Annotated in this window: 29 protein-coding genes and 3 tRNA genes; 15 read left to right on the top strand and 17 right to left on the bottom strand. The window is 49.0% G+C overall.

All coding sequences use genetic code 11. From position 1 onward, the window contains the following. Positions 1-3 precede the first annotated feature (3 nt). The 5 genes from HMPREF2551_RS07090 to HMPREF2551_RS07070 all read left to right on the top strand — a co-directional run bounded on the left by HMPREF2551_RS07090 (position 4) and on the right by HMPREF2551_RS07070 (position 2,050). Positions 4-79 (top strand) — tRNA-Gln (locus tag HMPREF2551_RS07090). Positions 80-89: 10 nt separating this feature from the next. After that, positions 90-165: transfer RNA gene (locus HMPREF2551_RS07085), tRNA-Gln, on the top strand. Positions 166-176: 11 nt separating this feature from the next. After that, positions 177-252, top strand: a tRNA-Gln gene (locus HMPREF2551_RS07080). A gap of 176 nt (positions 253-428) precedes the next feature. Next, the gene (locus HMPREF2551_RS07075; protein WP_141746368.1) at positions 429-1,412 is read left to right on the top strand and encodes a ribose-phosphate pyrophosphokinase; all 984 of its coding nucleotides are present in this window, start codon (positions 429-431) and stop codon (positions 1,410-1,412) included. A gap of 65 nt (positions 1,413-1,477) precedes the next feature. Continuing rightward, the gene (locus HMPREF2551_RS07070; RefSeq protein WP_049349632.1) at positions 1,478-2,050 is read left to right on the top strand and encodes a 50S ribosomal protein L25/general stress protein Ctc; all 573 of its coding nucleotides are present in this window, start codon (positions 1,478-1,480) and stop codon (positions 2,048-2,050) included. 151 nt (positions 2,051-2,201) lie between these two features. Here the strand turns inward: HMPREF2551_RS07070 and hscB are convergent, their stop codons facing one another. Continuing rightward, a complete protein-coding gene (gene hscB / locus HMPREF2551_RS07065; protein WP_070838119.1) occupies positions 2,202-2,702 on the bottom strand; it encodes a Fe-S protein assembly co-chaperone HscB in 501 nt (166 codons plus the stop codon). A gap of 82 nt (positions 2,703-2,784) precedes the next feature. Here hscB and HMPREF2551_RS10350 point away from each other — a divergent pair, with 82 nt between their 5' ends. After that, positions 2,785-3,006, top strand: a complete 222-nt coding sequence (locus HMPREF2551_RS10350; protein ID WP_003746467.1) for an alternative ribosome-rescue factor A — start codon at positions 2,785-2,787, stop codon at positions 3,004-3,006. Here HMPREF2551_RS10350 and iscA read toward each other — a convergent pair. From iscA to iscR, 7 genes are all read right to left on the bottom strand, one after another. Then, positions 2,966-3,286: an iron-sulfur cluster assembly protein IscA gene (gene iscA, locus HMPREF2551_RS07060; RefSeq protein WP_003680782.1), complete on the bottom strand. Its 321-nt coding sequence runs from the start codon at positions 3,284-3,286 to the stop codon at positions 2,966-2,968. The two genes, HMPREF2551_RS10350 and iscA, sit on opposite strands and share 41 nt — an antisense overlap. 66 nt (positions 3,287-3,352) lie before the next feature. Beyond that, entirely contained in the window at positions 3,353-3,598 is a 246-nt protein-coding gene (locus tag HMPREF2551_RS07055) for a recombinase RecA (RefSeq protein ID WP_070838117.1), read from the bottom strand. Positions 3,599-3,866: 268 nt separating this feature from the next. Further along, entirely contained in the window at positions 3,867-4,253 is a 387-nt protein-coding gene (gene iscU / locus HMPREF2551_RS07050; protein WP_003674559.1) for a Fe-S cluster assembly scaffold IscU, read from the bottom strand. Positions 4,254-4,318: 65 nt separating this feature from the next. Further along, positions 4,319-4,447: a hypothetical protein gene (locus tag HMPREF2551_RS10725; RefSeq protein WP_276308303.1), complete on the bottom strand. Its 129-nt coding sequence runs from the start codon at positions 4,445-4,447 to the stop codon at positions 4,319-4,321. 115 nt (positions 4,448-4,562) lie between these two features. Beyond that, complete coding sequence (locus tag HMPREF2551_RS07045; protein ID WP_070838115.1) at positions 4,563-5,171, bottom strand: hypothetical protein; 609 nt, start codon at positions 5,169-5,171, stop codon at positions 4,563-4,565. Between the two features lie 75 nt (positions 5,172-5,246). After that, the gene (locus HMPREF2551_RS07040) at positions 5,247-6,461 is read right to left on the bottom strand and encodes an IscS subfamily cysteine desulfurase (protein WP_049329436.1); all 1,215 of its coding nucleotides are present in this window, start codon (positions 6,459-6,461) and stop codon (positions 5,247-5,249) included. Positions 6,462-6,512: 51 nt separating this feature from the next. Then, complete coding sequence (iscR, locus tag HMPREF2551_RS07035; RefSeq protein ID WP_004519894.1) at positions 6,513-6,959, bottom strand: Fe-S cluster assembly transcriptional regulator IscR; 447 nt, start codon at positions 6,957-6,959, stop codon at positions 6,513-6,515. A 359-nt stretch (positions 6,960-7,318) separates the two neighbouring features. Between iscR and HMPREF2551_RS07030 the strand changes: the two genes are divergently transcribed. Then, positions 7,319-8,491 (top strand): alpha-hydroxy acid oxidase, encoded by a 1,173-nt coding sequence (locus HMPREF2551_RS07030; protein ID WP_070838113.1) that lies wholly within the window; start codon positions 7,319-7,321, stop codon positions 8,489-8,491. Between the two features lie 61 nt (positions 8,492-8,552). Here the strand turns inward: HMPREF2551_RS07030 and dsbD are convergent, their stop codons facing one another. Together dsbD and folE2 are read right to left on the bottom strand one after the other, a co-directional pair. Next, the gene (gene dsbD, locus HMPREF2551_RS07025; protein WP_070838111.1) at positions 8,553-10,358 is read right to left on the bottom strand and encodes a protein-disulfide reductase DsbD; all 1,806 of its coding nucleotides are present in this window, start codon (positions 10,356-10,358) and stop codon (positions 8,553-8,555) included. Between the two features lie 217 nt (positions 10,359-10,575). Beyond that, entirely contained in the window at positions 10,576-11,349 is a 774-nt protein-coding gene (gene folE2 / locus HMPREF2551_RS07020) for a GTP cyclohydrolase FolE2 (protein ID WP_070838109.1), read from the bottom strand. Between the two features lie 178 nt (positions 11,350-11,527). On the opposite strand from folE2, the gene HMPREF2551_RS07015 reads away from it, so the two are divergent. The 4 genes from HMPREF2551_RS07015 (at position 11,528) to HMPREF2551_RS07000 (ending at position 15,162) form a co-directional block, all read left to right on the top strand. After that, positions 11,528-12,685 (top strand): trans-sulfuration enzyme family protein, encoded by a 1,158-nt coding sequence (locus tag HMPREF2551_RS07015; RefSeq protein WP_070838107.1) that lies wholly within the window; start codon positions 11,528-11,530, stop codon positions 12,683-12,685. Positions 12,686-12,755: 70 nt separating this feature from the next. Further along, the gene (locus HMPREF2551_RS07010) at positions 12,756-13,199 is read left to right on the top strand and encodes an META domain-containing protein (protein ID WP_070838105.1); all 444 of its coding nucleotides are present in this window, start codon (positions 12,756-12,758) and stop codon (positions 13,197-13,199) included. Between the two features lie 98 nt (positions 13,200-13,297). Then, positions 13,298-14,077: a ferredoxin--NADP reductase gene (locus tag HMPREF2551_RS07005; RefSeq protein WP_070838103.1), complete on the top strand. Its 780-nt coding sequence runs from the start codon at positions 13,298-13,300 to the stop codon at positions 14,075-14,077. Positions 14,078-14,154: 77 nt separating this feature from the next. Then, complete coding sequence (locus HMPREF2551_RS07000) at positions 14,155-15,162, top strand: adenosine deaminase (RefSeq protein WP_070838100.1); 1,008 nt, start codon at positions 14,155-14,157, stop codon at positions 15,160-15,162. 49 nt (positions 15,163-15,211) lie between these two features. On the opposite strand, the gene bioB is transcribed toward HMPREF2551_RS07000, so the two are convergent. Then, entirely contained in the window at positions 15,212-16,264 is a 1,053-nt protein-coding gene (bioB, locus tag HMPREF2551_RS06995) for a biotin synthase BioB (protein ID WP_003746495.1), read from the bottom strand. A gap of 217 nt (positions 16,265-16,481) precedes the next feature. On the opposite strand from bioB, the gene miaA reads away from it, so the two are divergent. The 3 genes from miaA to hpnC are packed head-to-tail and all read left to right on the top strand — an operon-like array spanning position 16,482 to position 19,018. Further along, on the top strand, positions 16,482-17,423 hold the full coding sequence (gene miaA / locus HMPREF2551_RS06990) for a tRNA (adenosine(37)-N6)-dimethylallyltransferase MiaA (protein WP_070838099.1): 942 nt from the start codon (positions 16,482-16,484) through the stop codon (positions 17,421-17,423). Positions 17,424-17,426: 3 nt separating this feature from the next. Next, positions 17,427-18,149: a tRNA adenosine(34) deaminase TadA gene (tadA, locus tag HMPREF2551_RS06985; RefSeq protein ID WP_070838098.1), complete on the top strand. Its 723-nt coding sequence runs from the start codon at positions 17,427-17,429 to the stop codon at positions 18,147-18,149. A 53-nt stretch (positions 18,150-18,202) separates the two neighbouring features. Continuing rightward, the gene (gene hpnC, locus HMPREF2551_RS06980; protein ID WP_070838096.1) at positions 18,203-19,018 is read left to right on the top strand and encodes a squalene synthase HpnC; all 816 of its coding nucleotides are present in this window, start codon (positions 18,203-18,205) and stop codon (positions 19,016-19,018) included. A gap of 48 nt (positions 19,019-19,066) precedes the next feature. On the opposite strand, the gene htpX is transcribed toward hpnC, so the two are convergent. The 6 genes from htpX to surE form a co-directional block, all read right to left on the bottom strand. Beyond that, positions 19,067-19,906, bottom strand: coding sequence for a protease HtpX (htpX, locus tag HMPREF2551_RS06975; protein WP_070838094.1), 840 nt, complete (start codon positions 19,904-19,906; stop codon positions 19,067-19,069). A 189-nt stretch (positions 19,907-20,095) separates the two neighbouring features. Then, a complete protein-coding gene (gene hemF / locus HMPREF2551_RS06970; protein WP_070838092.1) occupies positions 20,096-21,004 on the bottom strand; it encodes an oxygen-dependent coproporphyrinogen oxidase in 909 nt (302 codons plus the stop codon). Between the two features lie 129 nt (positions 21,005-21,133). After that, positions 21,134-21,667: a C40 family peptidase gene (locus HMPREF2551_RS06965; protein WP_070838657.1), complete on the bottom strand. Its 534-nt coding sequence runs from the start codon at positions 21,665-21,667 to the stop codon at positions 21,134-21,136. A 43-nt stretch (positions 21,668-21,710) separates the two neighbouring features. Continuing rightward, positions 21,711-23,234 carry a phospholipase D family protein gene (locus HMPREF2551_RS06960; RefSeq protein WP_070838090.1) on the bottom strand — a complete coding sequence of 508 codons (1,524 nt, stop codon included), beginning with the start codon at positions 23,232-23,234 and terminating at the stop codon, positions 21,711-21,713. Positions 23,235-23,312: 78 nt separating this feature from the next. Beyond that, the gene (locus HMPREF2551_RS06955; RefSeq protein ID WP_070838088.1) at positions 23,313-24,224 is read right to left on the bottom strand and encodes a peptidoglycan DD-metalloendopeptidase family protein; all 912 of its coding nucleotides are present in this window, start codon (positions 24,222-24,224) and stop codon (positions 23,313-23,315) included. A 93-nt stretch (positions 24,225-24,317) separates the two neighbouring features. Next, positions 24,318-25,073 (bottom strand): 5'/3'-nucleotidase SurE, encoded by a 756-nt coding sequence (gene surE, locus HMPREF2551_RS06950; RefSeq protein WP_070838087.1) that lies wholly within the window; start codon positions 25,071-25,073, stop codon positions 24,318-24,320. 98 nt (positions 25,074-25,171) lie between these two features. Here surE and HMPREF2551_RS06945 point away from each other — a divergent pair, with 98 nt between their 5' ends. Next, on the top strand, positions 25,172-25,510 hold the full coding sequence (locus HMPREF2551_RS06945; protein ID WP_049329421.1) for a cupin domain-containing protein: 339 nt from the start codon (positions 25,172-25,174) through the stop codon (positions 25,508-25,510). The last annotated feature ends 36 nt before the right edge of the window (positions 25,511-25,546 follow it).

Here is a 25,546-nt window from a genome sequence, read left to right as displayed (position 1 = left end):
AGTTGGGGAGTCGTCAAGCGGTTAAGACACTGGATTTTGATTCCAGCATGCGAAGGTTCGAATCCTTCCTCCCCAGCCAAACCCTTTGTTGGGGAGTCGTCAAGCGGTTAAGACACTGGATTTTGATTCCAGCATGCGAAGGTTCGAATCCTTCCTCCCCAGCCAACACCCTTTATTGGGGAGTCGTCAAGCGGTTAAGACACTGGATTTTGATTCCAGCATGCGAAGGTTCGAATCCTTCCTCCCCAGCCAAATAAAAGCGTGTAAGTTTTCTTACACGCTTTTTTACGCTAAGGGAAAAATAACGCTGAAAAACTTTTTTTTACCCGTCTTTACGCGTATAATCGCGAAATTAGTGTCTTGGACATAGGGCAAAGGGAAGCGTAATGTTTTCTGAGCGTAAATCAAATCTAGAATCAGGTGAAGATATGGCTGCTTATGACAGTTTAATGGTGTTTACCGGTAATGCAAATCCGGAATTGGCGCAACGCGTTGTCAAACATTTGGATATTTCACTCGGCGAAGCCACCGTTTCCAAATTCTCAGATGGCGAAGTGGCCATTGAATTGCTGGAAAATGTGCGTGGTCGCGATGTGTTTATTTTGCAACCTACCTGTGCGCCAACCAATGACAACCTGATGGAAATTTTGACTATGGCCGATGCACTCAAACGTGCTTCTGCTGGTCGTATTACTGCCGCGATTCCTTACTTTGGCTATGCGCGCCAAGATCGCCGTCCACGCTCTGCCCGTGTACCGATTTCCGCTAAATTAGTAGCGAATATGTTGTACTCAGCCGGTATTGACCGTGTGTTGACTGTTGACTTGCATGCCGACCAAATTCAAGGTTTCTTTGATATTCCGGTAGATAATATTTACGCTACCCCGATTTTATTGAACGATATTAAACAGCAACGCATTGATAATTTGACCGTCGTCAGCCCCGATATCGGTGGTGTTGTACGTGCGCGCGCTGTTGCTAAATCTTTAAATGCCGATTTGGCCATTATCGATAAACGCCGTCCTAAAGCCAACGTGGCTGAAGTAATGAACATCATTGGCGACATTCAAGGCCGTACTTGCTTGATCGTAGATGATATGATCGATACGGCAAATACTTTGTGTAAAGCAGCTGTTGCCCTGAAAGAGCGCGGTGCAGATCGTGTACTGGCATACGCCAGCCATGCAGTATTCTCCGGTGAAGCAGTGAATCGAATTGCTTCTTCCGAAATTGACCAAGTAGTTGTGACAGATACGATTCCGTTGTCTGAAGCAGCTAAAAAATGTGAACGCATCCGTCAAGTAACTATTGCCGGTTTGCTGGCTGAAACGGTACGCCGTATCAGTAATGAAGAATCCGTCTCATATCTTTTTAATGAAGAAGTGATGACAGGCAGCATGTTGCTGCCATAACCCCATGTCGTCTTAAGCTGGTCGCGGCCGATGACGACGATTTTATCTAAATTGGAGTATTAAACATGACTTACGAAATTCAAGCCTCTGTACGCGAAGCCCAAGGCACTGGTGCGAGCCGCCGCCTGCGTCGCGAAGGCCAAATCCCTGGCATTCTGTACGGTGAAGGTCAAGAGCCTGTTGCTATCGCTGTAGACCACAAAACTGTATTCTACGCATTGGAAAAAGAATCTTTCCATACTGCTTTGATTAAACTGTCTCTGAACGGTGAAACCAAAGACGTTATCGTGCGTGACTTCCAAATGCACCCATTCCGTCGCGAAGTTCAACACATCGACTTCCAAGCTGTGAAAGCTGATCAACCTGTACGCATCCGCGTTCCTCTGCACATTGTTAACGCTGAAAACTCTCAAGCTGTTAAACTGCAAGGTGGCCGCGTATCTCTGTTGAACACTTCTGTTGAAGTAATTGCTTTGCCTGCAAACATTCCTGCTTTCTTGGAGCTGGATTGTACATCAGTAGTTGCCGGCGACATTCTGCACTTGTCAGACATCAAACTGCCGGAAGGTGTTGAAAGCGTTTCTCTGAAACGTAACGAAAACCTGGCTGTTGCTACTGTTACCGGTAAAAAACGCTAATCGTAGTGAATATAAGAAAACCGTATCAGATAAATCTGATACGGTTTTTGTTTGATGTAAGCGGCTATAAATTCAAATAATGGAGATAAAGCCAAAGTATCTTATAAAATCATTTGCTATAAAACTTGGGTATAGCGTAAAGCGATACGCTTTATAAGATTGAAGCAATTTCTTTGCGAAGCTTATTAAGAAAGCGTCCATGTCGTACCCATTGTGCAGCCGATTCATAATCCTGCTGTTCAAATGCTTGTTGCAAGTCTTGATATAGGCTGCTTTGTGCATTTTGGATTTCTTGATCTAATGCTCGGACGGCATCATGATTTTGTTCCATCTGAGCATCCATTAATGTTTCCCGCCATTCCATTTGTTGCATGAGGAATTCTGGAGAGAAAGAAGTATGTTCAGGTGCGTCAGCATCGATACCTTGCATTTTCAACAGGTACGCAGCGCGGTCGATGGGATTTTTTAAGGTGCGGTAGGCATCGTTGATAGTGGACGACATCATCACTGCTTGCTTTTGCTCGAAGGCGGAGGCTGAGGCGAATTTGTCAGGATGGAAACGGGCAGCCAAGGCGCGGTAGGTTTGCTCCAAGTTTTCGGCGTCGATATCGAAAGTGGGTTCAAGCTGGAAGAGTGTGAAATATTGAGACATAGCGGGATAATTAATGTGAAATTTTCGGCAGAAGCCTGATTTTGCCTTATAATCCGCTGATTCTTAACCAAAAGGACTGAATATGAGCAGTAAAGTGCAACATAATAAAGGCAAAATACGCGACAATGCTTTAAAAGCCTTAGTGAAATCTGATTTGTTCCGACACAAGGTGGAACGAAAAAGAAAAGGCAAAGGCAGCTACAACAGGCAGGAAGCGAAAAAATGGCGGGACGGTTTTGATACTGTCCCGCCATTTTTATGTCTTAAACGTGGAAGCTCTCGCCGCAGCCGCAAGAGTCTTTGACATTCGGGTTTTCAAATTTGAAACCTTCCTGCAAACCTTCTTTGGTGTAATCGACTTGCGTGCCGTCCAGATAAACCAAGCTTTTCGGGTCGATATAAATGCGCGCGCCGTGTTCTTCAAAAATCAGGTCGTCCTCGTTCGCTTCATCGACAAATTCAAGATTGTATGCCATACCTGAGCAGCCGCTGGTTTTCACACCCAAGCGAACGCCCAAGCCTTTGCCGCGTTTTGTCAGGTAGTTATTGATGTATTTGGCTGCGTTTTCTGTGATGGTAATCATACTTTTTTCCTCATTTCGCAATTATTTTCTGTTTGCCAGTTTTTATTTCAGACGGCCTCTTGATTTTCAGGCCGTCTGAAAACGCTGTTTTGCCCACTCTATTGCGGCGGCAATGGCAGCTTTAGCTTGCGGACTGTTTTTCCAACAGGTCGAGCCGGTCAATTTTGCGCCCTGTTCCAAAACGTTATCCAAATCCGCTGCCGCCAGCGTGGCGACATCATCCAAACCCATTTGCTGCAAACGCTGTAATACGGTTTTGCCTATGCCTTTGACGGCAAGCAGGGATTGGGCTTCTTCATCGGTAAAAGGCATATCGTCTTCTTTGATTTTTCAGGCTTATCGACCAAATATAATCCTGCGGCTTATTTGCACTCTCCCTAACCCTCTCCCGCGAGGAGAGGGGATAGATTGGCAGGCAGTCCCAAATTTAGCGGCAACTTCAAAAGGATTGAGTTTCTGTGCCCTCGATTCACCCCGTCTGTTTAAGAGGGGAACAAACCGTTATGTTTGCTTTTCCTGAAAACTCTAAGACTTTCAGAAATCCTGTAAATGTCTGCCGACAAAGCACCCGCTAATCGGATTATTTGTTTTCCTGACGTTTGCGGTAGTCGGCAACAGCTGCTTTTACCGCATCTTCAGCCAAGATGGAGCAGTGGATTTTTACCGGCGGCAGCTCCAATTCTTCGGCGATTTCGCTGTTTTTGATTGCCAGCGCGTCATCAAGGCTTTTGCCTTTGACCCACTCGGTAATCAGGCTGGAAGAAGCAATGGCGGAGCCGCAGCCGTAAGTTTTGAATTTTGCATCTTCGATAATACCCTCATCGTTTACTTTGATTTGCAGACGCATTACGTCGCCGCAGGCCGGTGCGCCGACCATGCCGGTGCCGACAGATTCGTCGTTTTTATCGAAAGTACCGACGTTGCGGGGATTTTCGTAGTGATCGATTACTTTATCGCTGTATGCCATGATGTGGTTTCCTTAATGTTTTAATGGTGTAAATGGTTTGTTTGCTGATATTCAGACGGCTTGAGTTAGATTTTGCACGCACCACCTTCGCAGCCGTCGTCGTTTTCTGAATCGACGCCGCCTTCTACGGTAACGCCGTCAAAATCTTCAAGCAGGTTGTCGAGATTGTCGAGGTCTAATTCTTGTTCGCTCATGGATTGTATCCTTAGTTTGAATGTGGTGGTTTTTAGGTCGTTTGAAAAGGCTTTTTTAGAGTTTCAGACGGCCTTTTTAATGTCCAGGTTGATTACTTATTGCAAAGTTGTTTTATTAACCATCTACAAAAGCACATTCCAAAATTGTTTGGGCTTTCCCGTTAACATTAATCGGTTTTAGTTTTGCTTGCAGGGTTTCGTATTCTTCTAAAATCAAACTGTATTTTCGAACAGGATGGTATTTTCCTTTTAACACATTGCGTGCTTGCTCCGGTGGTACATCCAACAATAAACGGGTATACCTGTAACCGGCGGTTTCTAATTGGAACGTCTGGCTGATATGAATCACAGGTAAGCCATAATAAGTACCGCTGAGTTTCAAACGGGTTTGATCAAGAATAAACGATTCCCCATTTTCACTAAACTCCGCGCGGTGCAAGGTCATCGGTGGGTGTACAAGATTACGGTAAGCTTTTGGCAGCTTGACTCTATCGGGATAATTCAAACGTAGGTTTTGATATTTAGAGTCTTTATCGTTCCAGTCGTAGTTTACATCACTAAATGAGTCTAACAGGTTTTCCAAACGTTTATCGAATTGGCAGCCGTTTTCAAATGATTTGAATATAGTTGACCAATCAGGTTGTGTCTGTGCTGAAACCAGCGGGGCAGAGCATAGAATCAAATAAGAAAATAAGTAGCGTGTTTTATTTTTTATTATAGTCATTTTTAGTATTTTCTTGATGAGGCCGTCTGAAAAGTTAAAGGCCTTTTGGATTTTTCAGACGACCTTTTCTCTTGGTTAATGCGCTGCCCATTCAATCGAGTTCAAATCAATCCCGTCTTTGAACATTTCCCACAGCGGAGACAGTTCGCGCAGTTTGCCGATTTTGGATTTGATCAGTTCGGCGGCGAATTGGACTTCTTCTTCGGTGGTCATGCGGCCGAAGGTGATGCGCAGGGATGAGTGTGCCAATTCGTCGTTGCGGCCGAGTGCGCGTAAAACGTAGCTTGGCTCAAGGCTTGCGGAAGTACAGGCGGAGCCGCTGGATACGGCGAGTTCTTTCACTGCCATAATCAGGCTTTCGCCTTCGACGAAGTTGAAGCTGACGTTCAGGTTGTTCGGAGCGCGGTGTTCGAGGTCGCCGTTGATGTAGACTTCTTCGATGCCTTCGATACCTTTGAGGAAGATATCGCGCAGTTTCAGGTAGTGCGCAGTGTCTTGTGCCAATTCTTCTTTGGCAATGCGGAAGGCTTCGCCCATGCCGACGATTTGGTGGGTCGGCAATGTGCCGGAACGGAAACCGCGTTCGTGGCCGCCGCCGTGCATTTGGGCTTCGAGGCGGACGCGGGGTTTGCGGCGTACATACAGGGCACCGATGCCTTTAGGACCGTATACTTTGTGGCCGGACATAGACAACAAATCAACTTTGGCGGCTTCAACGTCAACAGGTACTTTACCGCAGGCTTGTGCTGCGTCAACGTGGAAAATAATTTTGCGTTCGCGGCAGATTTCGCCGATGGCAGGAATATCTTGAACCACGCCGATTTCGTTGTTTACCCACATGACGGAAACGAGGATGGTGTCTTCGCGGATGGCGGCTTTCAGCACGTCTAAGTCAACCAAACCGTTTTCTTGTACGTCTAGATAAGTTACTTCATAACCTTGGCGTTCGAGTTCACGCATGGTATCGAGCACGGCTTTGTGCTCGGTTTTCACGGTAATGAGGTGGTTGCCTTTGGATTTGTAGAAGTGTGCTGCGCCTTTAATGGCGAGGTTGTTGGACTCGGTCGCGCCGCTGGTAAAAACGATTTCTTTGGAGTCGGCGTTAATCAGGGCTGCGATGTCTGCACGTGCTTTTTCTACCGCTTCTTCTGCTTCCCAACCGAAGCTGTGGCTGTTGGAGGCTGGGTTGCCGAAAATATCGGACAGGTAGGGAATCATTTTTTCGGCAACGCGGCGGTCAACGGGAGTGGTGGCGGCGTAGTCGAGGTATACGGGGGTTTTGACGGTCATGGTTTGCTCTTTCGTTTGGTCATCTGCCTGCGGTCTTCGCCGCAAGTCGGTTTAATGAATGTGTGTAAAGGTAACGACATGACTGCTGTCGCTGCAGTTTTTTTGTTCAATGATGCTTTGCAGCGTAACGCTGCTGAGGTAGTCATTGATGGTTTTATTTAAGTTTTCCCAAAGGTCATGGGTCAGGCAGGGGGCGCCGTGGTGGCAGTTTGCTTTGCTGCCGCATTGTGTGGCATCCAGTCGGTCTTCGGCTGCGGAGATGATTTGTGCAATATTGATTTGCTCGGCGGGTGCGGCAAGGATATAGCCTCCGCCTGGGCCGCGTAGGCTTTCAACCAATCCGGCACGGCGCAGCTTGCTGAATAATTGTTCGAGGTAGGAAAGCGAAATGCTTTGTCGTTCGCTGATGGCACTGAGTTTGACAGCACCGGTTTGCGCGTTCATTGCCAAATCTATCATGGCGGTTACTGCAAATCGCCCTTTGGTAGTCAGTCTCATGGTGTGGTTGCCTGTGTGGGCGTTTTTATTAGTGGAGGGAATTGTCTAATATCTGAGTGTTTCAGTCAAGTATGTGGCGGATTGGTTTGATTGTTTGTTTAAATGGTGGCATTGGCTGATTTTTAAATCGGAAAATATTTTCTTTATTTTTCTGTAATTTGGACTTAAGGCCGTCTGAAAAAAGGCTATCAACCCTACAAATATCAGGGTTAAAATGTTTTGATTTAATATTGATACTGATATAGATTATCAAAATTATTCTTAAAATTTAGTTGTTTTGATGGAGCAAAGTGAAGGGTTGTTTGAAATGTTCAGACGGCCTGAACCATCCGTCTTTACCTTAACAGAGGCAATCGACAATGAAATGTGATTTAAGCAAAATAACCTGTATCGAAGACTTGCGCCTTGTTGCCAAACGTAAAATGCCGCGTATGTTTTATGACTATATTGATTCGGGCTCTTGGACAGAAACCACTTATCGTGAAAACACTTCGGATTTCAAAGACATCCGTTTCCGCCAAAAGGTATTGGTTAATATGGAGGGGCGCAGTCTCGAAACCAAAATGATTGGGCAGGATGTGAAAATGCCGGTAGCGATTGCGCCGACTGGTTTTACGGGCATGGCGCACGCCGACGGTGAAATTTTGGCGGCGCGTGCGGCGGAAAAATTTGGTATTCCGTTTACGCTTTCAACCATGTCCATCTGCTCGATTGAAGATGTGGCTGAAAACACCAGCGCGCCGTTTTGGTTTCAGCTTTATGTGATGCGCGACCGCGAGTTTATGGAGAACCTGATTAAGCGTGCGAAAGATGCCAAATGTTCGGCCTTGGTTTTGACTGCCGACTTGCAGGTTTTGGGTCAACGGCACAAAGACATCAAAAACGGCCTGTCTGCGCCGCCGAAACCGACCATTGCCAATTTAATCAATTTGGCGACTAAACCGGAATGGTGCATGAAAATGCTGAACACGGAACGCCGCACCTTCCGCAATATTGTCGGTCATGCGAAAAACGTGGGCGATTTGTCTTCGCTGTCTTCATGGACTTCCGAACAATTCGACCCGCGCCTGAGCTGGGATGATGTGGCGCGTATTAAAGATTTGTGGGGCGGCAAGCTGATTATCAAAGGCATTATGGAGCCAGAAGACGCGGAAAAAGCAGCGAAAAGCGGCGCGGACGCATTGGTCGTTTCCAATCATGGCGGCCGTCAGCTTGATGATACCGTATCCGCCATTAAAGCTTTGCCTGATGTAGTCAGCGCGGTGGGCAGCGACATCGAGGTTTGGATGGACAGCGGCATCCGCAGCGGTCAGGATATTTTGAAAGCTTGGGCTTTGGGTGCAAAAGGCACGATGATAGGCCGCGCGTTCCTGTATGGTTTGGGTGCGTATGGTGAAGAAGGCGTAACCCGTGCGCTGGAAATTCTGTATAAAGAAATGGATATTTCCATGGCGTTTACCGGCCATCGCAATATTCAAGATGTGGATTCCAGCATTTTGCGTTCTACGCGTTGGCATCAAGATGAATTTTAATCTTTGAACATAGGAAAAGGCCGTCTGAAAATCTGTTTTCAGACGGCCTTTTTATAGACGGCTATTTCTCGTTTTGGCGATACCATTCGATGAAGGCATCGGGTTTGACAAAGCCTAATAAGGATTCGCTATGACTGCCGTCGGCGCGGACAACAAACACGCCCGGAGGGCCGAAGAGGCCGTATTCTTTCAGTAAGGCCTGATGGTCGGGAGTGTTGGCGGTTACGTCGATTTGGAAGAAGCGCTGCATATCGACTGCTTCGTGTACCTGCGGCTGGTTGAGCGTGTAGGCGGCCATTTCTTTGCAGGATACGCACCAGTCGGCGTAGAAATCAATCAGCACGGGCTTGCTTGGGTCGGCTTTCAAGGCGGCATCCATAGCGGCTTTAAGTTCGTCGACATCGGTAAACATCTTGCCGTGGTCGGTTTCTTGGCCGGCTTCGGATGGCGGAACCAACGTTAAGAAGTGGTGCAGGGCGGTGGTTTGTTTGTTGAAGCTTTGCCAGCCAAACCACGAGCCGCCAATCAACAGTAAAAAGCCTAATACGGCGGCAACTGTTTTCAGACGGCCTTTTTGTTTGCCTGATTTTGCCAAAAGCATCAGGGCGGGAACAATCATCAGCAAGGTGTAGAGGCCGACTACTGCGAAATAGGGCAGATGCGGCGTGGCGAGATATACAGCAACGGCCAGCAAAATGAAGCCGAATGCGTATTTGATGCCGTTCATCCAGTCGCCTGCTTTAGGCAGGATATGGCCGCCGAATGTGCCGATGATGATGAGCGGTACGCCGGTACCGAGTGCTAATGTATAGAGTGCAAGGCCACCCAATACGGCATCGCCGGTCTGGCCGATATAGCCCAGAGCAAATGCCAGTGGAGGCGCAACGCAAGGGCCGACTATCAGGGCGGACAAAATACCCATGATGAAAACGGAAATGATTTTGCCGCCGGAGAGTTTGTTGCTTTGGTTTTGGAAATAGGATTGGACGGAGTTTGGCAGTTGGATATTGAAGAGGCCGAACATAGACAGGGCCAGTACCACCATCAATGCGGCAGCGGCAAGCACAACCCAAGGCTGTTGCAGCCATACGGTCAAGAGCGCGCCTGTCAAACCGGCAATCACGCCAACCAAGGTATAGGTCAATGCCAAACCTTGTACATACACCATCGACAAGGTGAACGCGCGGCCTTTGCCGGCTTTTTTATCGCCTACGACAATGCTGGAAACAATCGGCAGGAGCGGATACATACAGGCGGTAAAGCTTAAGCCCAAACCTGCGACAAAAAACGCCAATAGGTTGGCGTTTAAAGTATCCCAAGAGAGCTTGAAGCGGCTGCTGTCGGGATTGTTTGTACTGGGTTGGGCGGGCATTTGGCCGTCTGAAGAGGCGGATGGTTGCAAAAAGCGGTCTTTGGCAGAAACCGGCTCGTCGCTTTGAGGCTGGTAAACCCCGTTGCCTTTTACGTCAAACTCGGTGTCCACAGGCGGATAACACACACCCACTTCGGCGCAGCCTTGATAAGTCAGCGTCAGTTTGTATTGTGGCGCAGCTTGTTTGTAAGGCAGGTCTACCTGTGCAGTATGGTGGTAAACCGTTTGTTTGCCGAAGAATTCGTCTTCTTTTTCTTCGCCTTTGCTGAATTTGGGTTCGGCCAAGACTTTGTCAGGATTGGTCGCTGCAACGATTTTGGACTGGTACATATAGTAGCCGTCAGCGATCTTGAACTGCACGCTGATGCCTTGATCGGTTACATTGACTTGAGGTACAAAGGCTTGCTCTGGAGGCAGCAAATCATTGGCATCTACTGCAAATGCGAAGCTGCTCAAGCCTAAAAATGCAATGAGGAAATAAAGGAATTTTTTCATAGTATCTACGGAGATGCCGTTGAGGAACCGTCATTATAAATGATGGAAAAACAATCGGCTTAATTTATGTCAAATATTGCGAGAGAAATCTAATACTTTTGAATTATATCGAAATAGGGTTGCCCATATATGACCGATAGTCTCATGTTATCGTTCAATCTATGCCAAAGGCCGTCTGAAATTTTCAGACGGCCTTTGTTTCTATTCGGCTCGGCTTTTAAGGATAAGCGATATAAGCGTAAGCGGAATGGTTGTGTATCGATTCGAAGTTTTCGCTTTCGACAACAAACGACTCGATGCGTTTGTCGGCAATCAACGCAGTGGCCACATCGCGAACCATGTCTTCGACAAACTTAGGATTTTCGTATGCTTTTTCCGTTACATACTTCTCGTCAGGGCGTTTGAGCAAACCGTAGAGCTGGCAGCTTGCTTGCGCTTCGACGTAATCGATGATTTCTTCAATGTCTACATCCGCGTTTGCAATCAGGCTGACGGTCACATGCGAACGTTGGTTGTGCGCGCCGTATTGGGAAATTTCTTTGGAACACGGACACAATGAAGTAACCGGAACCATTACTTTCAGATTGTGGCTGTATGTGCCCTTTTTGATTTCGCCGGTCAGGGTGACATCATAGTCGAGCAGCGATTGGATGCCGGAGACGGGCGCACTTTTCTTGCGGAAAAACGGGAAGGAAACGCTGATTTTGCCGGAATGCGAATCCAACAGGGCAACCATATCGGCGGTCAGTTTGTGCAGCGTATCGAAATCCAAAGCATCGGTTTGTTTTTCCATCAGGGCGACAAAGCGCGACATATGCGTGCCTTTTTGGTCGGCAGGCAGGAAAACCGTCATGGTCAGGCGGGCGACGGTGGATTGTTCGCCTTCTTTGCTTTTAAGGGAGATTGGAAAGCGCAGGTCTTTGATGCCGACCTGATTAATCGGCAGGTTGCGTAAATCGCGGCTGGATTGCACGTCTGCAATGGCGTTCATGCGTGGTATGTCCTTCATGATAGGATTGTTGAGATGCGTGTGGAGGGAATCGGCTCGTGTCGGCCGATTTGCAAATGCGAGATTATATCACTTGCTTTATCCGCCTGCATTGATTGTTTCTATTTTTCAGATAGTGATAAAATCTTCGATTATTCACATCTACATAGGCAGAGACCAAATGAAATTCGCCACGAAAGCCATTCATTCCAGCTACGATTGCGACGAACACAACCGTGCGCTGATGCCGCCGATTTATCAAAACAGTATGTTTGCGTTGCACGAGATTGGCGAAAATGTGCCTTACCGCTATTCGCGCCTGAGCAACCCGACACGTCAGGTATTGGAAGATACCGTTGCCGATTTGGAGCATGGTGCGGCCGGTTTCGCATTTTCCAGCGGTATGGCGGGGATTGATGCCGTGTGGCGCACATTCCTGCGTCCGGGCGATACGATTGTCGCTGTCGCCGATATTTACGGCGGCGCTTATGATTTATTGGTCGATGTTTATCAAAAATGGGGTGTGAACGTTGTTTTTGCCGATTTGGGCAATCCGGATAATCTGGACGAGCTGCTCAAAGCGCACATTGTCAAATTGGTTTGGCTGGAAACGCCGTCCAATCCGCTTTTGCGCTTGGTGGACATCAAAGCCCTTGCAGCGAAAGCCAAAGCAGCCGGTGCGCTGGTCGGCATCGACAACACCTTTGCCACGCCATATTTGCAACAGCCGTTGGATATGGGGTGCGATTTTGTGTTCCATTCCGCTACCAAATATTTGTGCGGCCATTCCGACGTATTGATGGGCGTAGTCGTGGCCAAAACCAAAGAGCTGGCTCAGCCTTTGCACGATATGATGGTGCATACTGGCGCGATTGCAGGCCCGATGGACTGCTGGCTGGTATTGCGCGGTATTAAAACGTTGGCCTTGCGCATGAATGCCCATTGCCAAAATGCACTCGAAATCGCGCGCCGTTTGGAAGCCCATCCTGCCATTGAAAAAGTGTTCTATCCCGGTCTGCCGTCTCACGAACATTACAAACTCGCCAAAGCACAAATGCCCCAAGGCATCGGCGGCGTGGTTACGGTTTATCTCAAAAACGATACGCGTGAAGCGGCCAATAGCGTGATTAAAAACATGAAACTGGTCAAAATGGCTTCCAGCCTCGGCGGCGTGGAAAGTTTGGTCAACCATTGCTATTCCCAATCCCACAGCGGCGTGCCGCACGACGTAAAAATGGAAATGGGCATCAAAGTCGGCCTGCTGCGTTTCTCTATCGGTATCGAAGATGTGGATGATATTTGGAACGATATTTCCAAAGCATTGGATACGACTTTGTAAATAAGGCTTAAAGGCCGTCTGAAGGTGGATAGTTTTTCAGACGGCCTTTAGCAATAAATTAGGAATGGATATGAAAACATTATTCGGTGCATTGATGAGTATGGTGGTTTTGGCAGCTTGTACATCTCCTTCAGCATCTCAGCCTGAACAAGCCTCTAAAGCGCAGGTGCAAACTCAACAAACTGCGCAGCCTACTTTAGCCGCCAAATGGCGTGTTGTTGCTTTCAATAAATTCACCGAAAAAGATTTGGCCGGTACTGATGCCTATCTGGATTTGAGCGAGATACCTAAGGCGTATGGCAAGATGGGTTGCAATGGTATGATGTTTCAAGCCAATACGATTGGTTCGGACAAAATTGATTTTGGCCATATTGCGGTAAGCATGATGCTGTGTGAAGACATGAAGCTGGAAGATGCGTTTTTGCGCAAACAAAGCGTATGGAACTATCGTTTTGACGGTAACGATTTGATTTTGGAACAAAAAGGCATCAGTATCCGTTTGCGCCGTGAATAATCTTAAAGGCCGTCTGAAAATAAATATTTCAGACGGCCTTTTGAATCTTTATAATAAGCCCTATTTGAAACTGATACCGAATATCAAGGAAACCTATTATGGCAGCTTCTCCAGAAGCCAAGTTTACAGAAGAAAAAGTCTTGTGGATCAAACACCATACGCCTAAGTTGATGACTTTTGCCATCAGCCGTCCCGAGTCCTACCGTTTTTCGGCAGGGCAGTTTTCGCGTCTTGGTTTCCGTGACGGCGAGGGCTTTATTTGGCGCGCGTATTCCGTCGTGTCTGCCGAATACGCCGATACGCTTGAGTATTTCGCGGTGTTAATCGAAGGCGGCCCGATGTCGGCGCGTTTTGTAGCCATGAAAGAAGGCGACACCATTTTGCTGGATAAAACGGCTACCGGTTTCCTCTTGCCCGAGCGATTCCCCGACGGCAAGGATTTGGTTATGCTCTGCACGGGTTCCGGCATTGCGCCTTTCCTCTCCATTATCGAGCAACCTGAAATCTGGCAGCGTTTCGACCGTTTGGTTTTGGCGCATTCCGTCTCTTACGCCGACGAGTTGATTTTCAACCAACGCCTTGCCGATTTGAAAGAACATCCGCTGATTGAAGAATATTTCCATAAATTCACTTTTGTTCCGGTTACCACGCGTGAGGAAACGGAAGGCGCATTGAGCGGCAAACGGATTCCCGAATTGCTGAAGAATGGCGGTTTGGAAGCAAAAATCGGCTTTAAGTTCACCAAAGCTGATACGCGCTTTATGGTTTGCGGCAATCCGGCAATGGTCAAAGACACTTTCCAAGCCCTGATGGATTTGGGCTATGCCATGCACCGCAACCGCATCCCCGGCGAAATCATGATGGAAAATGGTTTTTAACAGATAAATGGTCAAAGGCCGTCTGAAAGTTTCAGACGGCCTTCAATATTAAATATAAACCGAAAAACAGAGAAAATATGAATATCAAACAATTGATCCAAGCCTTGCCCAAAGCCGAGCTGCACGTCCATATCGAAGGGACGTTCGAGCCGGAATTGATGTTTGAAATCGCCAAGCGCAACCGTATAGCGATTCCTTATGAAAATGTCGAAGCGGTACGGCAGGCTTATGATTTTCACAATTTACAGTCGTTTTTGGATATTTATTATGCCGGTGCCGGCGTATTGCTGCACGAGGCGGATTTTTACGATTTGACCCGCGCGTATCTTGAGCGTTGCCGCGAAGACAATGTCGTGCATACGGAAATATTTTTCGATCCGCAAACCCATACTGCGCGGGGTGTAGCGTTTGAAACCGTGATTAACGGCATTGTCCGCGCCTGCCGTGAAGCCGGGCAGCAATGGGGCATAAGCACGCGTTTGATTATGTGTTTCCTGCGGCATTTGTCGGAAGAAAATGCATTTGAAACCTTAAATCAGGCTTTGCCTTATAAAGAACACATCATCGGTGTAGGTTTGGATTCGAGCGAGCTGGGGCATCCGCCGTCTAAGTTTGAACGCGTGTTTGCACAGGCGAGGGCGGAGGGTTTGTTGACGGTAGCGCATGCCGGAGAAGAAGGCCCGCCGGAATATGTTTACGAGGCTTTGGACTTGCTGCATGTCCGCCGTATTGATCATGGCGTACGGGCGGAAGAAGATGAGGCATTGATGACGCGTTTGATTAAAGAGCAAATGCCGTTGACCGTTTGCCCGTTGAGCAATTTGAAATTGAAAGTATTTTCGGAGATGGCAAAACACAATTTGCGTCGTATGTTGCAACGCGGCGTGTTGGTAACCGTCAATTCCGATGATCCGGCGTATTTCGGCGGCTATATGAACCACAATTTTGAAGCGCTTGCTGAGGCATTGGATTTGAGTGCGGAAGAAACCAAAACCTTGTGCGCCAATTCGTTCCGCGCTTCGTTTTTGAACGAGGCGGAAAAGGAAGAATGGATACGGAAGATTGAAGGTTTTCATGTTGAATAACGATAAAAGGCCGTCTGAAAAAGTTTCAGACGACCTTTTATCATGGTGGTTAATAATCAACTTTGATTTTGGGCGTTTCCTGCGCGGCTTTGTATTCTTCTTCCAATTCAAAGCGCAGCGGATACAAATTCAATTTTTCCATCAGCAGGCGGTCGCCGTCTTCGTCCGGATTGCCCGTAGTCAGTAGCTTGTCGCCGTAGAAAATCGAGTTTGCACCAGCCATGAAACACATGGCCTGCATGGATTCGGGCATATTGCTGCGGCCTGCGGAGAGGCGGACGTAACTGTGCGGCATGGTGATGCGCGCGACGGCGATGGTGCGGACAAATTCCGTCCAGTCCAAATCTTCGGCATCGGCCAGCGGCGTGCCTTCCACTTTGACCAACTGGTTGATCGGCACGCTTTCGGGCTGCGGGTCGAGGTTGGCAAGGCTGGCAATCAGGCCTGCGCGTTCGGCGCGGGTTTCGTTCATGCCGACGATGCCGCCGCAGCAGACTTTCAAACCGGCATTGCGGACTTTGCCCAAAGTATCCATGCGGTCTTCGTGTTTGCGGGTGTGGATGATGTCGTTGTAGCGTTCGGGGTCGGTATCGAGGTTGTGGTTGTAGTAGTCCAGGCCGGCTTTTTTGAAGTCTTCAGCCATGCCGTCTTCGAGCATGCCGAAGGTGCCGCACACTTCCATGCCCAAGCTTTTTACCGCGCTGATGATTTCGGAAACGACAGCCACGTCTTTAGGCTTAGGGCCGCGCCATGCCGCGCCCATGCAGAAACGGCTGGCGCCGCGCGATTGGGCAATTTTGGCTTTTTCGACGATTTCGTCCACGTCCATCATCTGCTCTTTGCCCAGATTGGTGTTGTGGTGTGCCGATTGCGGACAGTAGGCGCAGTCTTCGGGGCAGCCGCCGGTTTTGATGGAGAGCAGGGTGGAGAGTTGGATTTCGCGCGGGTTGAAGTTTTGGCGGTGGATTTCGGCGGCTTGGAAAACGAGGTCGAGGAAAGGCAGTCCGAACAAAGCCTCGACATCGCATTTTTTCCAATAACGCGCAGTCGGATGCGGCTTGCGCTCGGTTTGACGGCGCAAGGCTACGGGAGATACGGTCATAGTGTGTTCTTTCGTGTTTACAGCGGCGCAGTGTCGCTGACGGCTTGACTGCCGGCGCAATGACGGCAGCAGCAGGTTTGAAATCAATATAAAAGGCCGTCTGAAACGGCGCAGCAAGTGTAACGCTTTTGATAATGTAGGGCAAATGTTTCAGACGGCCTGAAATATGGTCTGCCCGGGTTTGCTATAATCGCATTTTTAATTTTTCCGTTTTCTTATGAACGCGTCCAAAGCCTTCGCCGTACTCGGCCCGACTGCCGGCGGTAAAACCGCACTGGCCTTAAATATTGCCCAATCGTTGCCGGTAGAAATCATCAGTTTGGATTCCGCGCTGGTGTATCGCGGCATGGACATCGGTACGGCCAAGCCGACTGCCGAAGAGCTTGCCGCCGTACCGCATCATTTGATTGATATTATCTCGCCGCTGGAAAGTTACAGCGCGGCGGATTTTGTCGGCGACTGCGTGCGCTTGGTGAACGAAATACATGCGCGCGGTCGCTATCCGCTGATTGTCGGCGGCACGATGATGTATTTCCACGCACTGACAGAAGGTTTGAACGATTTACCCAGCGCGGATGCGGCGGTGCGTGCACAGCTTCAGGCGGAAAAGAATGAATACGGTCTGGCAGGCCTGTATCGCCGTTTGCAGGAAGTTGACCCGATTACGGCAGGCCGTCTGAAAGCCAATGACAGCCAGCGCATTGAGCGCGCTTTGGAAGTCTATCTTTTGACCGGCAAGCCTTTGAGCGAACATTTCACAGAGCAGAAGCAGGCTGCGCCTTTATTGAATTTATGTACGGTTGCCCTGATTCCCGAAGACCGTCATTTGTTACACCGCCAAATCGAAAAACGCTTTTTAAATATGCTGGAACATGGTTTCCTCGATGAAATGCACACCTTACGCCGTAATTATCCGCAACTACATGCCGACATGCCGTCTATGCGCTGCGTGGGCTACCGTCAGGCTTGGGATTATCTCGAAGGCGAAACAGATTATGACACCTTTGTCGAAAAAGGCATTGTTGCCACGCGCCAGCTTGCCAAACGCCAGTTGACCTGGTTGCGGAAAATTCCTTTGGCGCACACGTTAGATCCTTACGCAGACAGCGATTATGTTCAGACGGCCTTAGCCTTGGCGCGTCGGCATTTTCAGGAATAATCCATGCTGACCACGCCACCACTTGCGCCTAAGACGTTGGCTGCGCTAAAAGAATTGGGTATTTACACACTGGAAGATTTGCAAAAAATCAGCGCAGTCCGCGCGTTTCTATTGCTGAAAGCATCGGGTTTGACCGTAACCAAAAGCACCTTGTGGCAACTGGATGCGTTGGTTTCAGGTGTGGATGTCGGGCATGTTTCCGAGGAGAGAAAGACGGAGCTAGGCGAAGCATTAAAAAATCATCCGCCTGTTGCCGTTTTCCCTTCGCAAAGCGATATGGAAGCCTTTATGCGGCTGGCGATAGAGCAGGCCAGACAATCGGCGGCATTGGGCGAAGTGCCCGTTGGCGCGGTCATCGTATATCAAAGCGAGGTAATCGCAGCGGCACACAATACCTGCATTGGCGACCACAATGTCAGTCACCACGCCGAAATCAACGCGCTTGCCGCCGCAGGCAAAGCTTTACAAAACTACCGTTTGGAAGATTGCGATGTGTACATCACCCTAGAACCTTGCACCATGTGCGCCTCTGCCTTGATACAGGCACGGGTCGGGCGCGTGATTTATGGTGCGGCCGAACCCAAAACCGGTGCGGCAGGCAGCGTGGTTGATTTGTTTGCCGACAAACGTCTGAACAAGCATACCGCAATTTTGGGCGGCAGATTGGCAGAAGAATGCCAAAGCGTATTGCAGGATTTCTTTGCGGCCAAACGGAAGGCCGTCTGAATTTCAGACGGCCTGTCAGCAAAAATACTTTATTTTAAATTTTCGGATTTCCCATGTCAGTCAATCATTACGAAAACTTCCCAGTCGGCTCCGTTGTGCTGCCACGCCGTTTGCGTAAGCCGGTTCACGCCGTTTACGCTTTTGCGCGGATGGCGGACGATATTGCCGACGAAGGCAATGCCGAAGCAGCCGAACGTCTGCGCCAACTGGACGAACTGAAATCAGAGTTAGACCGCATTGCACAAGGCGGGAAACTGCAAACGGCTTTGATGCAGCGTTTATATAACGAAGCGATTGTGCCGTTTCAATTGCCGTTGCAGCCGTTTTATGATTTGCTGGCGGCGTTCAGTCAGGATGTGGTCAAAACCCGTTATGAAAACTTTGGCGAATTGATTGCCTATTGCCGTTTGTCCGCCAATCCGGTGGGGCGCATTATGCTGCATTTGTACGGGCAAACCGATGAAGTGAGCATGGCACAAAGCGACGGCATTTGCACTGCCTTGCAGCTGATTAATTTCTGGCAGGACGTTGCGGTAGATTGGCAGAAAGGTCGCGTGTACATCCCTCAGGAAGATTTGCAGAAGTTTAAAGTTAGTGAAGAGCAGATTGCGGCCGGCAAAGCCGACTTTGCTTTTCAACGGCTGATGGCGCATGAGTGCCAACGTGCTTTTCAAATGCTGAAGGCCGGCTCGCCGTTGGGCAAAACCCTCAAAGGACGAATCGGTTTTGAGCTGCGCATGATTATTGTCGGCGGCCAGTTGATTTTGCAGAAGCTGGACGGTTGCAAATATGATGTGTTTAACCAGCGGCCGTTGTTGGATAAAAAAGACTGGATGATTATCATCAAGCGGGCTTTGATGAAGAAATAAAAAAAGGCCGTCTGAAATTGATGTTTCAGACGGCCTTGATGTTTTCGATTAGCGGTTTTTCAAACGATTGATGCGGTTGTCCAAAGAAGGATGGGTACTGAACCAAGAGTCTTTGGCATCGCTGGCAATGCCCATTGCCGTCATGGTTTGCGGCAAATCGCTGGGGTTGCCTTTCAAGCGTTGCAGGGCGGCAATCATTTTCGGCGCGCCCACCAGTTTTGCAGCGCCTGCATCGGCGCGGTATTCGCGTTGGCGGCTGAACCACATCACAATAATGCTGGCAAGGAAGCCGAATACAACCTGCAAGACCATGCTGACCATGAAATATGTGCTTTGAGAAGTGCTGCCGTCATTGTTTCGCGCCACCATGCTGGAAATGATACGTGCCAAGAAGACGACAAAAGTATTCACAATACCTTGAATCAGTGTCAGCGTTACCATATCGCCGTTGCCGACGTGTGCCATTTCATGCGCCAAAACAGCTTCGACTTCATCGCGGGTCATGTGGTCGAGCAGGCCGGTGCTGACAGCGACGAGCGAGCTGTTTTTGGTCGCGCCGGTTGCAAAGGCGTTAGGCTCGGGCGAGTTGTAAATGGCGACTTCCGGCGTTTTCAGATTCCATTGGCGGGCTTGCGCTTCAACAGTTGCCAACAGCCAAGCTTCTTCTTCGCTTTGGGGCTGGTCGATGACGACGGCGCCGACCGAATGTTTGGCGATGGTTTTCGACATCAGCAGGGAGACAATCGAGCCGCTGAAGCCGACGACTGCGGAATAAGCCAACAGGCTGCCGACTTGGTCGGTACTGTTGATGCCCAAGATGGCCAAAACAACACGGATGACAACCAAAACGGCGATATTGGTTGCGATAAACAAGAAAATGCGTTTCACCGATTATTCCTTTTTAGTGTGGTTTGTGAGGTGATTTTTATATGGGCGCATTGTCTCAAAAACTCTATAGAGATGAAACAGCATGATAGGCAAAGGTATGCAAATTCAAAGCAATTGAAGCAAAGGCCGTCTGAAAAGGCAGTCTCAACCAGTGAGAATCGCTTTTCAGACGGCCTTTGATAGGTAAAACTATCTGCCGGCTTCTTCCAGCCAGTTGCGCGGTATGAGGAATTGATTGAGGCGTGCTTCGGGCGAACCTTCTTCCGGCGCATATTGATACTCAAAGCGCACCAAAGGCGGCATGGACATCAAAATGCTTTCCGTGCGTCCGCCGCTTTGCAGGCCGAACAGCGTACCTCTGTCCCAAACCAAGTTAAATTCGACATAGCGTCCGCGGCGGTAGAGTTGGAAATCGCGTTCACGTTCCCCATAAGGCGTGTTTTTGCGTTTGGCCACAATCGGCAAATACGCTGTGATATAGCCTTCTCCGACCGCCTTGATAAAATTCAGGCAGGTATCGAAATCCCAGCGGTTTAAATCGTCAAAAAATAGGCCGCCCACGCCGCGTGTTTCGTTACGGTGTTTCAAGTAGAAATATTCGTCACACCATTGCTTGAATTCAGAATAAACCGATTCGCCAAATGGCGCGCATACGTCTCGCGCTACGGTGTGCCAATGCACAATATCTTCTTCAAACGGATAAAACGGCGTCAAATCAAAGCCACCGCCGAACCACCAAACCGGCTCGGCATTTTCAGGATAGGCAATAAAAAAGCGCACGTTCGCATGGCTGGTCGGCACATACGGATTTTTCGGATGAATCACCAGCGATACGCCCATGGCTTCAAACGCTGCGCCCGCCAGTTCAGGACGGTGCGCTGTCGCCGAAGCGGGCATTTTGCTGCCTTTCACATGCGAAAAATTCACGCCCGCCTGCTCGAATACTGCACCGTTTTTCAATACGCGTGTTTCGCCGATGCCCAGTTTCCCCGTCCATGCTTCATGCACAAATTCGGCTTCGCCATCTTCTTGCTCCAAAGCGGCGCAGATTTGGTTTTGCAGGGTTTTAAGGAGATTTAGAACGGATTCTGTGTGCATGATATATCCTTGATGGTGTTTTGTTATGGGCAAATTTTTGCACAGGCCTATCTTGTAACCAAGCTTCATTCATCAGCAATAGATTGAAAGGTATCGATGATGTTGCGATACCTTTCAGACGGCCTTGATTTATTCAGTAAAAAAGGTATGTGCGCCCAAATAGTTTTTGGCATAAAACGGGGTGGAAAGTTTTTCGGTTTTGATGGTTTTGCCGCTGCTGGGGGCGTGGATGAATTCGCCGTTGCCGATGTAGAGGCCGACATGGGAATATTTGTGTGCGCCGCCGGTATTGAAAAAGACCAGATCGCCGGCTTTTAATTTGTCATCGGAAATTTTACGGCTGGCGGCGGCCATATCGCGTGCGGTGCGTGGCAGGTTGACGTTGAGGGCGTTTTTATAGACGAATTGGATCATGCCGCTGCAGTCAAAGCCTGTGGCTGTGGTACTGCCGCCCCATTTGTAGGGCGTGCCGATCAGGCCCATGCTGTGAAGCATTAATTCCTGCGAACCTTGTGTGCGGTCGATATGGGAAATGCGGACAGGTTGGACTTTTCTGGCGGTTGTTTGCGGCTTGTGGGTTTTGTGTTTGCCGGTGGTGCCGCAAGAGGCCAACAATAGGCAGGCGGTACAAACAAATAGGGTTTTGCAGATGAGTCGAGACATGATGAATTCCTCCGGCAGCATGATTTATGATTTCAGACGGCCTCTATAATAATCCTTCTATGGGCAGGATGGACAGGATTTTTGAAGTAACCCGTTTCCAGAATTTGGCTTCTGGTTCTTGTGCGTAAGTTCGTTTTTCACTAGGGTCATACCAGTATAGTTTATTGTAATTGCCAAGCGTTACCTGATAGGCGTAGTTTGGGGTGGTCGTAACGAGGGTGCGCTGCATTTGGCCTGCGATTTCGGGACTTTCGATGACGACACCCATTTCGGTATTGAGCCGTGCGGAACGTGGGTCAAGGTTGAATGAGCCGATGAAAATGCGTTTCTCGTCCACGATGAATGTTTTGGCGTGCAAGCTGGTGGCGGAGCTACCGGTCAAGCCGCGGTCTTTGGTGGTCGGAACAGCATGGTTGGGCTGGAGTTCGTATAGTTTGACTCCGGCTTTGAGCAAAGGCTTGCGGTATTTGACGTAGCCGGAATGGACGGCGGCAACGTCGGTTGCTTGGAGCGAATTGGTCAGGACGGTAACGTCCACGCCGTTGTGTATCAGCTTTTCTATGGCTTTGACACCCGATTTTGTGGGCACAAAATAGGGCGAGACAAGGTAAACGCTTTTTTCGGGTTGCTTGAGGGCGTCTTGCAGGCGTTCGGAAATAGGCGGTTTATGCCGGTCACGGTCTAAGCCTTTGGCCGGATCGTCGCTGATTAAACGTGTGCTGACGCTTTGCCACTCTATAAGGTTGCTCTGCATTTTTTGATAGAGGCTGGAGTGTTCGATGCTTTGGCGATAGCGGATGAGCGTTTGATTTTTATCTTGGTCGGTGTAATTAAGTTCGGCCAGTCCTTTTTGCAGGTTTCCCCGTTTGATGACGCTGGTCGCATTATAGGCGGAATGGCTTGCCCAATAGCGGTCGAAGTCTTGGGAAACTTCGGTTACTACGAGGCCTGTGGCGAGGATATCGAGGTCGGCAAAGATGGTATCGTCGTTAACCTTAAAATATTCGTCGCCGATATTGCGGCCGCCTAAAATGGTGGCACGGTTGTCGGCGGTAAACGATTTATTGTGCATTCGGCGGTTAAGTCGCGGAAAGTCGGCAATATAGCCGAGTGCACGCCATTTTCTGAAAATAAAGGGATTAAACAGACGGACTTCGATATTGGGATGATTGTCGAGTGCCAGCAGGAGATCATCCATGCCGTTGGTGTTGTTGTCGTCCAGAAGCAAACGCACACGGACGCCGCGTTCGGCCGCGCGATGAATCAGGTTGAACAAAAGCTTGCCGGAGATGTCGTTGTGCCAGATATAGTACTGTAAATCAAGGGTATGGTCGGCAGCTTCAATTAAGGCTGCTCGGGCGACAAAGGCTTCATGGGCATCGTTCAGCAGATAGATATGGGAAATATCGGCCTTGGAAGGGGTAGAAGGAATACCTAAGGCGCTATCCAGTCGCGGCGTTGAAGGGATGTCAAGATAACTGCTTTGGATGCGTTCGTCCAGTGATGGCAAAAACGCGGCGCAACCGCCCAATAGCAGGGAATAAAGAAGAGGAAGATGAAATTTCATGGGAAACCGGTACAAACAATCCCTACCTAAATGACATTTAGGCAGGGATTGAATTGAAATTAGGTTGCTTGAATCAGCTTAGAAGGCAACATAATTTGCCGGATTGACCGGTTTGCCGTTTTGACGGATTTCAAAGTGCAACTGGGTGCGGGATGCATCGGTATTACCCATGTGGGCAATGGTCTGGCCGCGTTTCACGGTTTGATTTTCATTAACCAGCAGGCGTTGGTTGTGGCCGTATGCGCTCAAGAATGATGAGTTGTGTTGGATGATGACCAAGTTGCCGTAACCGCGCAAGCCTGAGCCTGCGTAAACGACTTTACCGTCTGCCGCTGCAACGACAGGCTGGCCTTGCGTACCGGCGATATCCACGCCTTTGTTGCTGCCGCCGAAGTTGGCGATAACGTTACCGGTAGTCGGACGCTGCCATGTGATGCCGCTGACGTTGCGGCTGCTGCCGGTAGACACGGTCGGTGTATTGGCAGGTGTGCTTGGGGCAGGAGCGGTGGTTGGGGTTGTCGGAGTAGAAGGTTTGCTTGCAGAAGCTGCCGGTGCAACGTAGCCTTCAGGTTTTACGCGCAGGGTTTGACCTACGCTGATGGTGTTGTCGGCCAAGTTATTCCATGCACGCAGATTGTCTTGGGTAATGTTGTAGCGTTTGGAGATGTTGTAAACGGTATCACCGCGAACGACGGTATGTGTCGCTGCATTGATATCAACAGGCGCATAAGAAGGCGTGTAAGTGCCGGTGCTGCCGCTGTTGTACGTTGGCGCAGGTGTACTTGCCGGCGGAGTGTATGGCGCATCTGCCGCTGGGCTGGTGTTGGTATTGTAAGGCGCGGCACCGTAAGGATTGTCAGCAGTAGAGCTTGTTGTTGAACCACCGCTTTGTGTGCCGACGACTACAGGAGCCGGTTGTTGGCTGGCACAGGCCGCAAGTAATAAAACCAAAGCTGCCGATCCGGCATAAGATACACTTTTTTTCAACATGTTAATGACTTTCGTATTCGGGTAATTGTTCTCGTCGGGGCATATCATAATAAAAATATGCTTGTTTCTCAAGTGTTCGGCTGTTAGGGACTGTTAAGGCGCAGGGATTGCTGACCAAAAGGAAGCGGTTTGCTCCATTTGTCCGTAGGCAGTCAAATCAACTTGAAGGGGGGTAATCGTGATGAAGCCGGCTGCACATTCGCCAAAGTCGGTACCTTCTTCGCTGTCGGAAACATCGCCGACCGGCCCAATCCAATAAATTTGTTCGCCACGTGGATTATACATGGGAACAATGCTTTGTTCATGATGACGACGGCCGAGCCGTGTAATTTTTATGCCTTGGATATCCTCAGGTGCGACGGCAGGGATATTGATGTTCCATAAGATGGGTTCGGAAATAGGGCGTTTGAGAAAGTAGGAAAGCAGCATCCAAGCGGCTTTTTCTGCAGTTTCCCAATAACGGCCGCTTGAATCGGCAAGCGAAAAGGCAATAGCGGGAATACCCATCAGATAAGCTTCCGTTGCGGCGGCAACCGTACCAGAATAAAGCGTATCGTCGCCCATGTTTGCGCCGTTGTTAATGCCAGACAAGACTAAGTCGGGTTTGAAGTCGGCAAGGGCATGTTGGCCGACATGAATGCAGTCGGTGGGGGTGCCATTCACATAGTAAAACCCGTTTTCCGCCTGTTTCAGTTGTAAAGGACGGTCTAAAGTCAGGGAATTGCTGACGCCGCTGCGATCGCGTTCGGGCGCAACCACCCTGACATTGGCAAATTCTGCGCACACTCTTGCCAAAACAGCCAAACCAGGCGCAAGATAACCATCGTCGTTTGAGATTAATATGTTCATGTGACAATATTGTGTCTATCGGTAAGATGGGCGGTATTGTACTGGTTTGCTTGAGCGATTGTCCACGAATCGGCAACGTTTGGGCGGAAAGGATAATAATGAAACATTATGAGTTAGATCCCAAAGCTTTATTGGGCGGCGTGATTGCTTCAGACGGCAATCAGGAGATTGTTCAGCTTTCACTGCAGAAGGATAATGAAATTCCGGCATATGAGGCGGATGCGATTATTTTGCTTTTGGTTTTAAACGGCAAAGCCGAAATCAAAACAGTGGACGAAGTTTTGCAGACCGAAGGCTTGCAAGTTATCCGTCTTGAGCCGATGGAAGCGCACAGCATTCGCGCGTTAGCTGATAACACCAATATTTTGGTTATCAAACAATTAATTCACGAAACAGGTCTCAGCAAACGTTTGAGATTTGGAAGTTGCTGTCTGTAATGGCAATAAAGGCCGTCTGAAAAGTTTCAGACGGCC

This window comes from Neisseria sp. HMSC066H01, from assembly GCF_001837375.1.
Taxonomy (GTDB): Bacteria; Pseudomonadota; Gammaproteobacteria; order Burkholderiales; family Neisseriaceae; genus Neisseria.
Note: the sequence above shows the minus strand (reverse complement) of the source record. Positions and strands in the feature narration are given on the sequence as shown.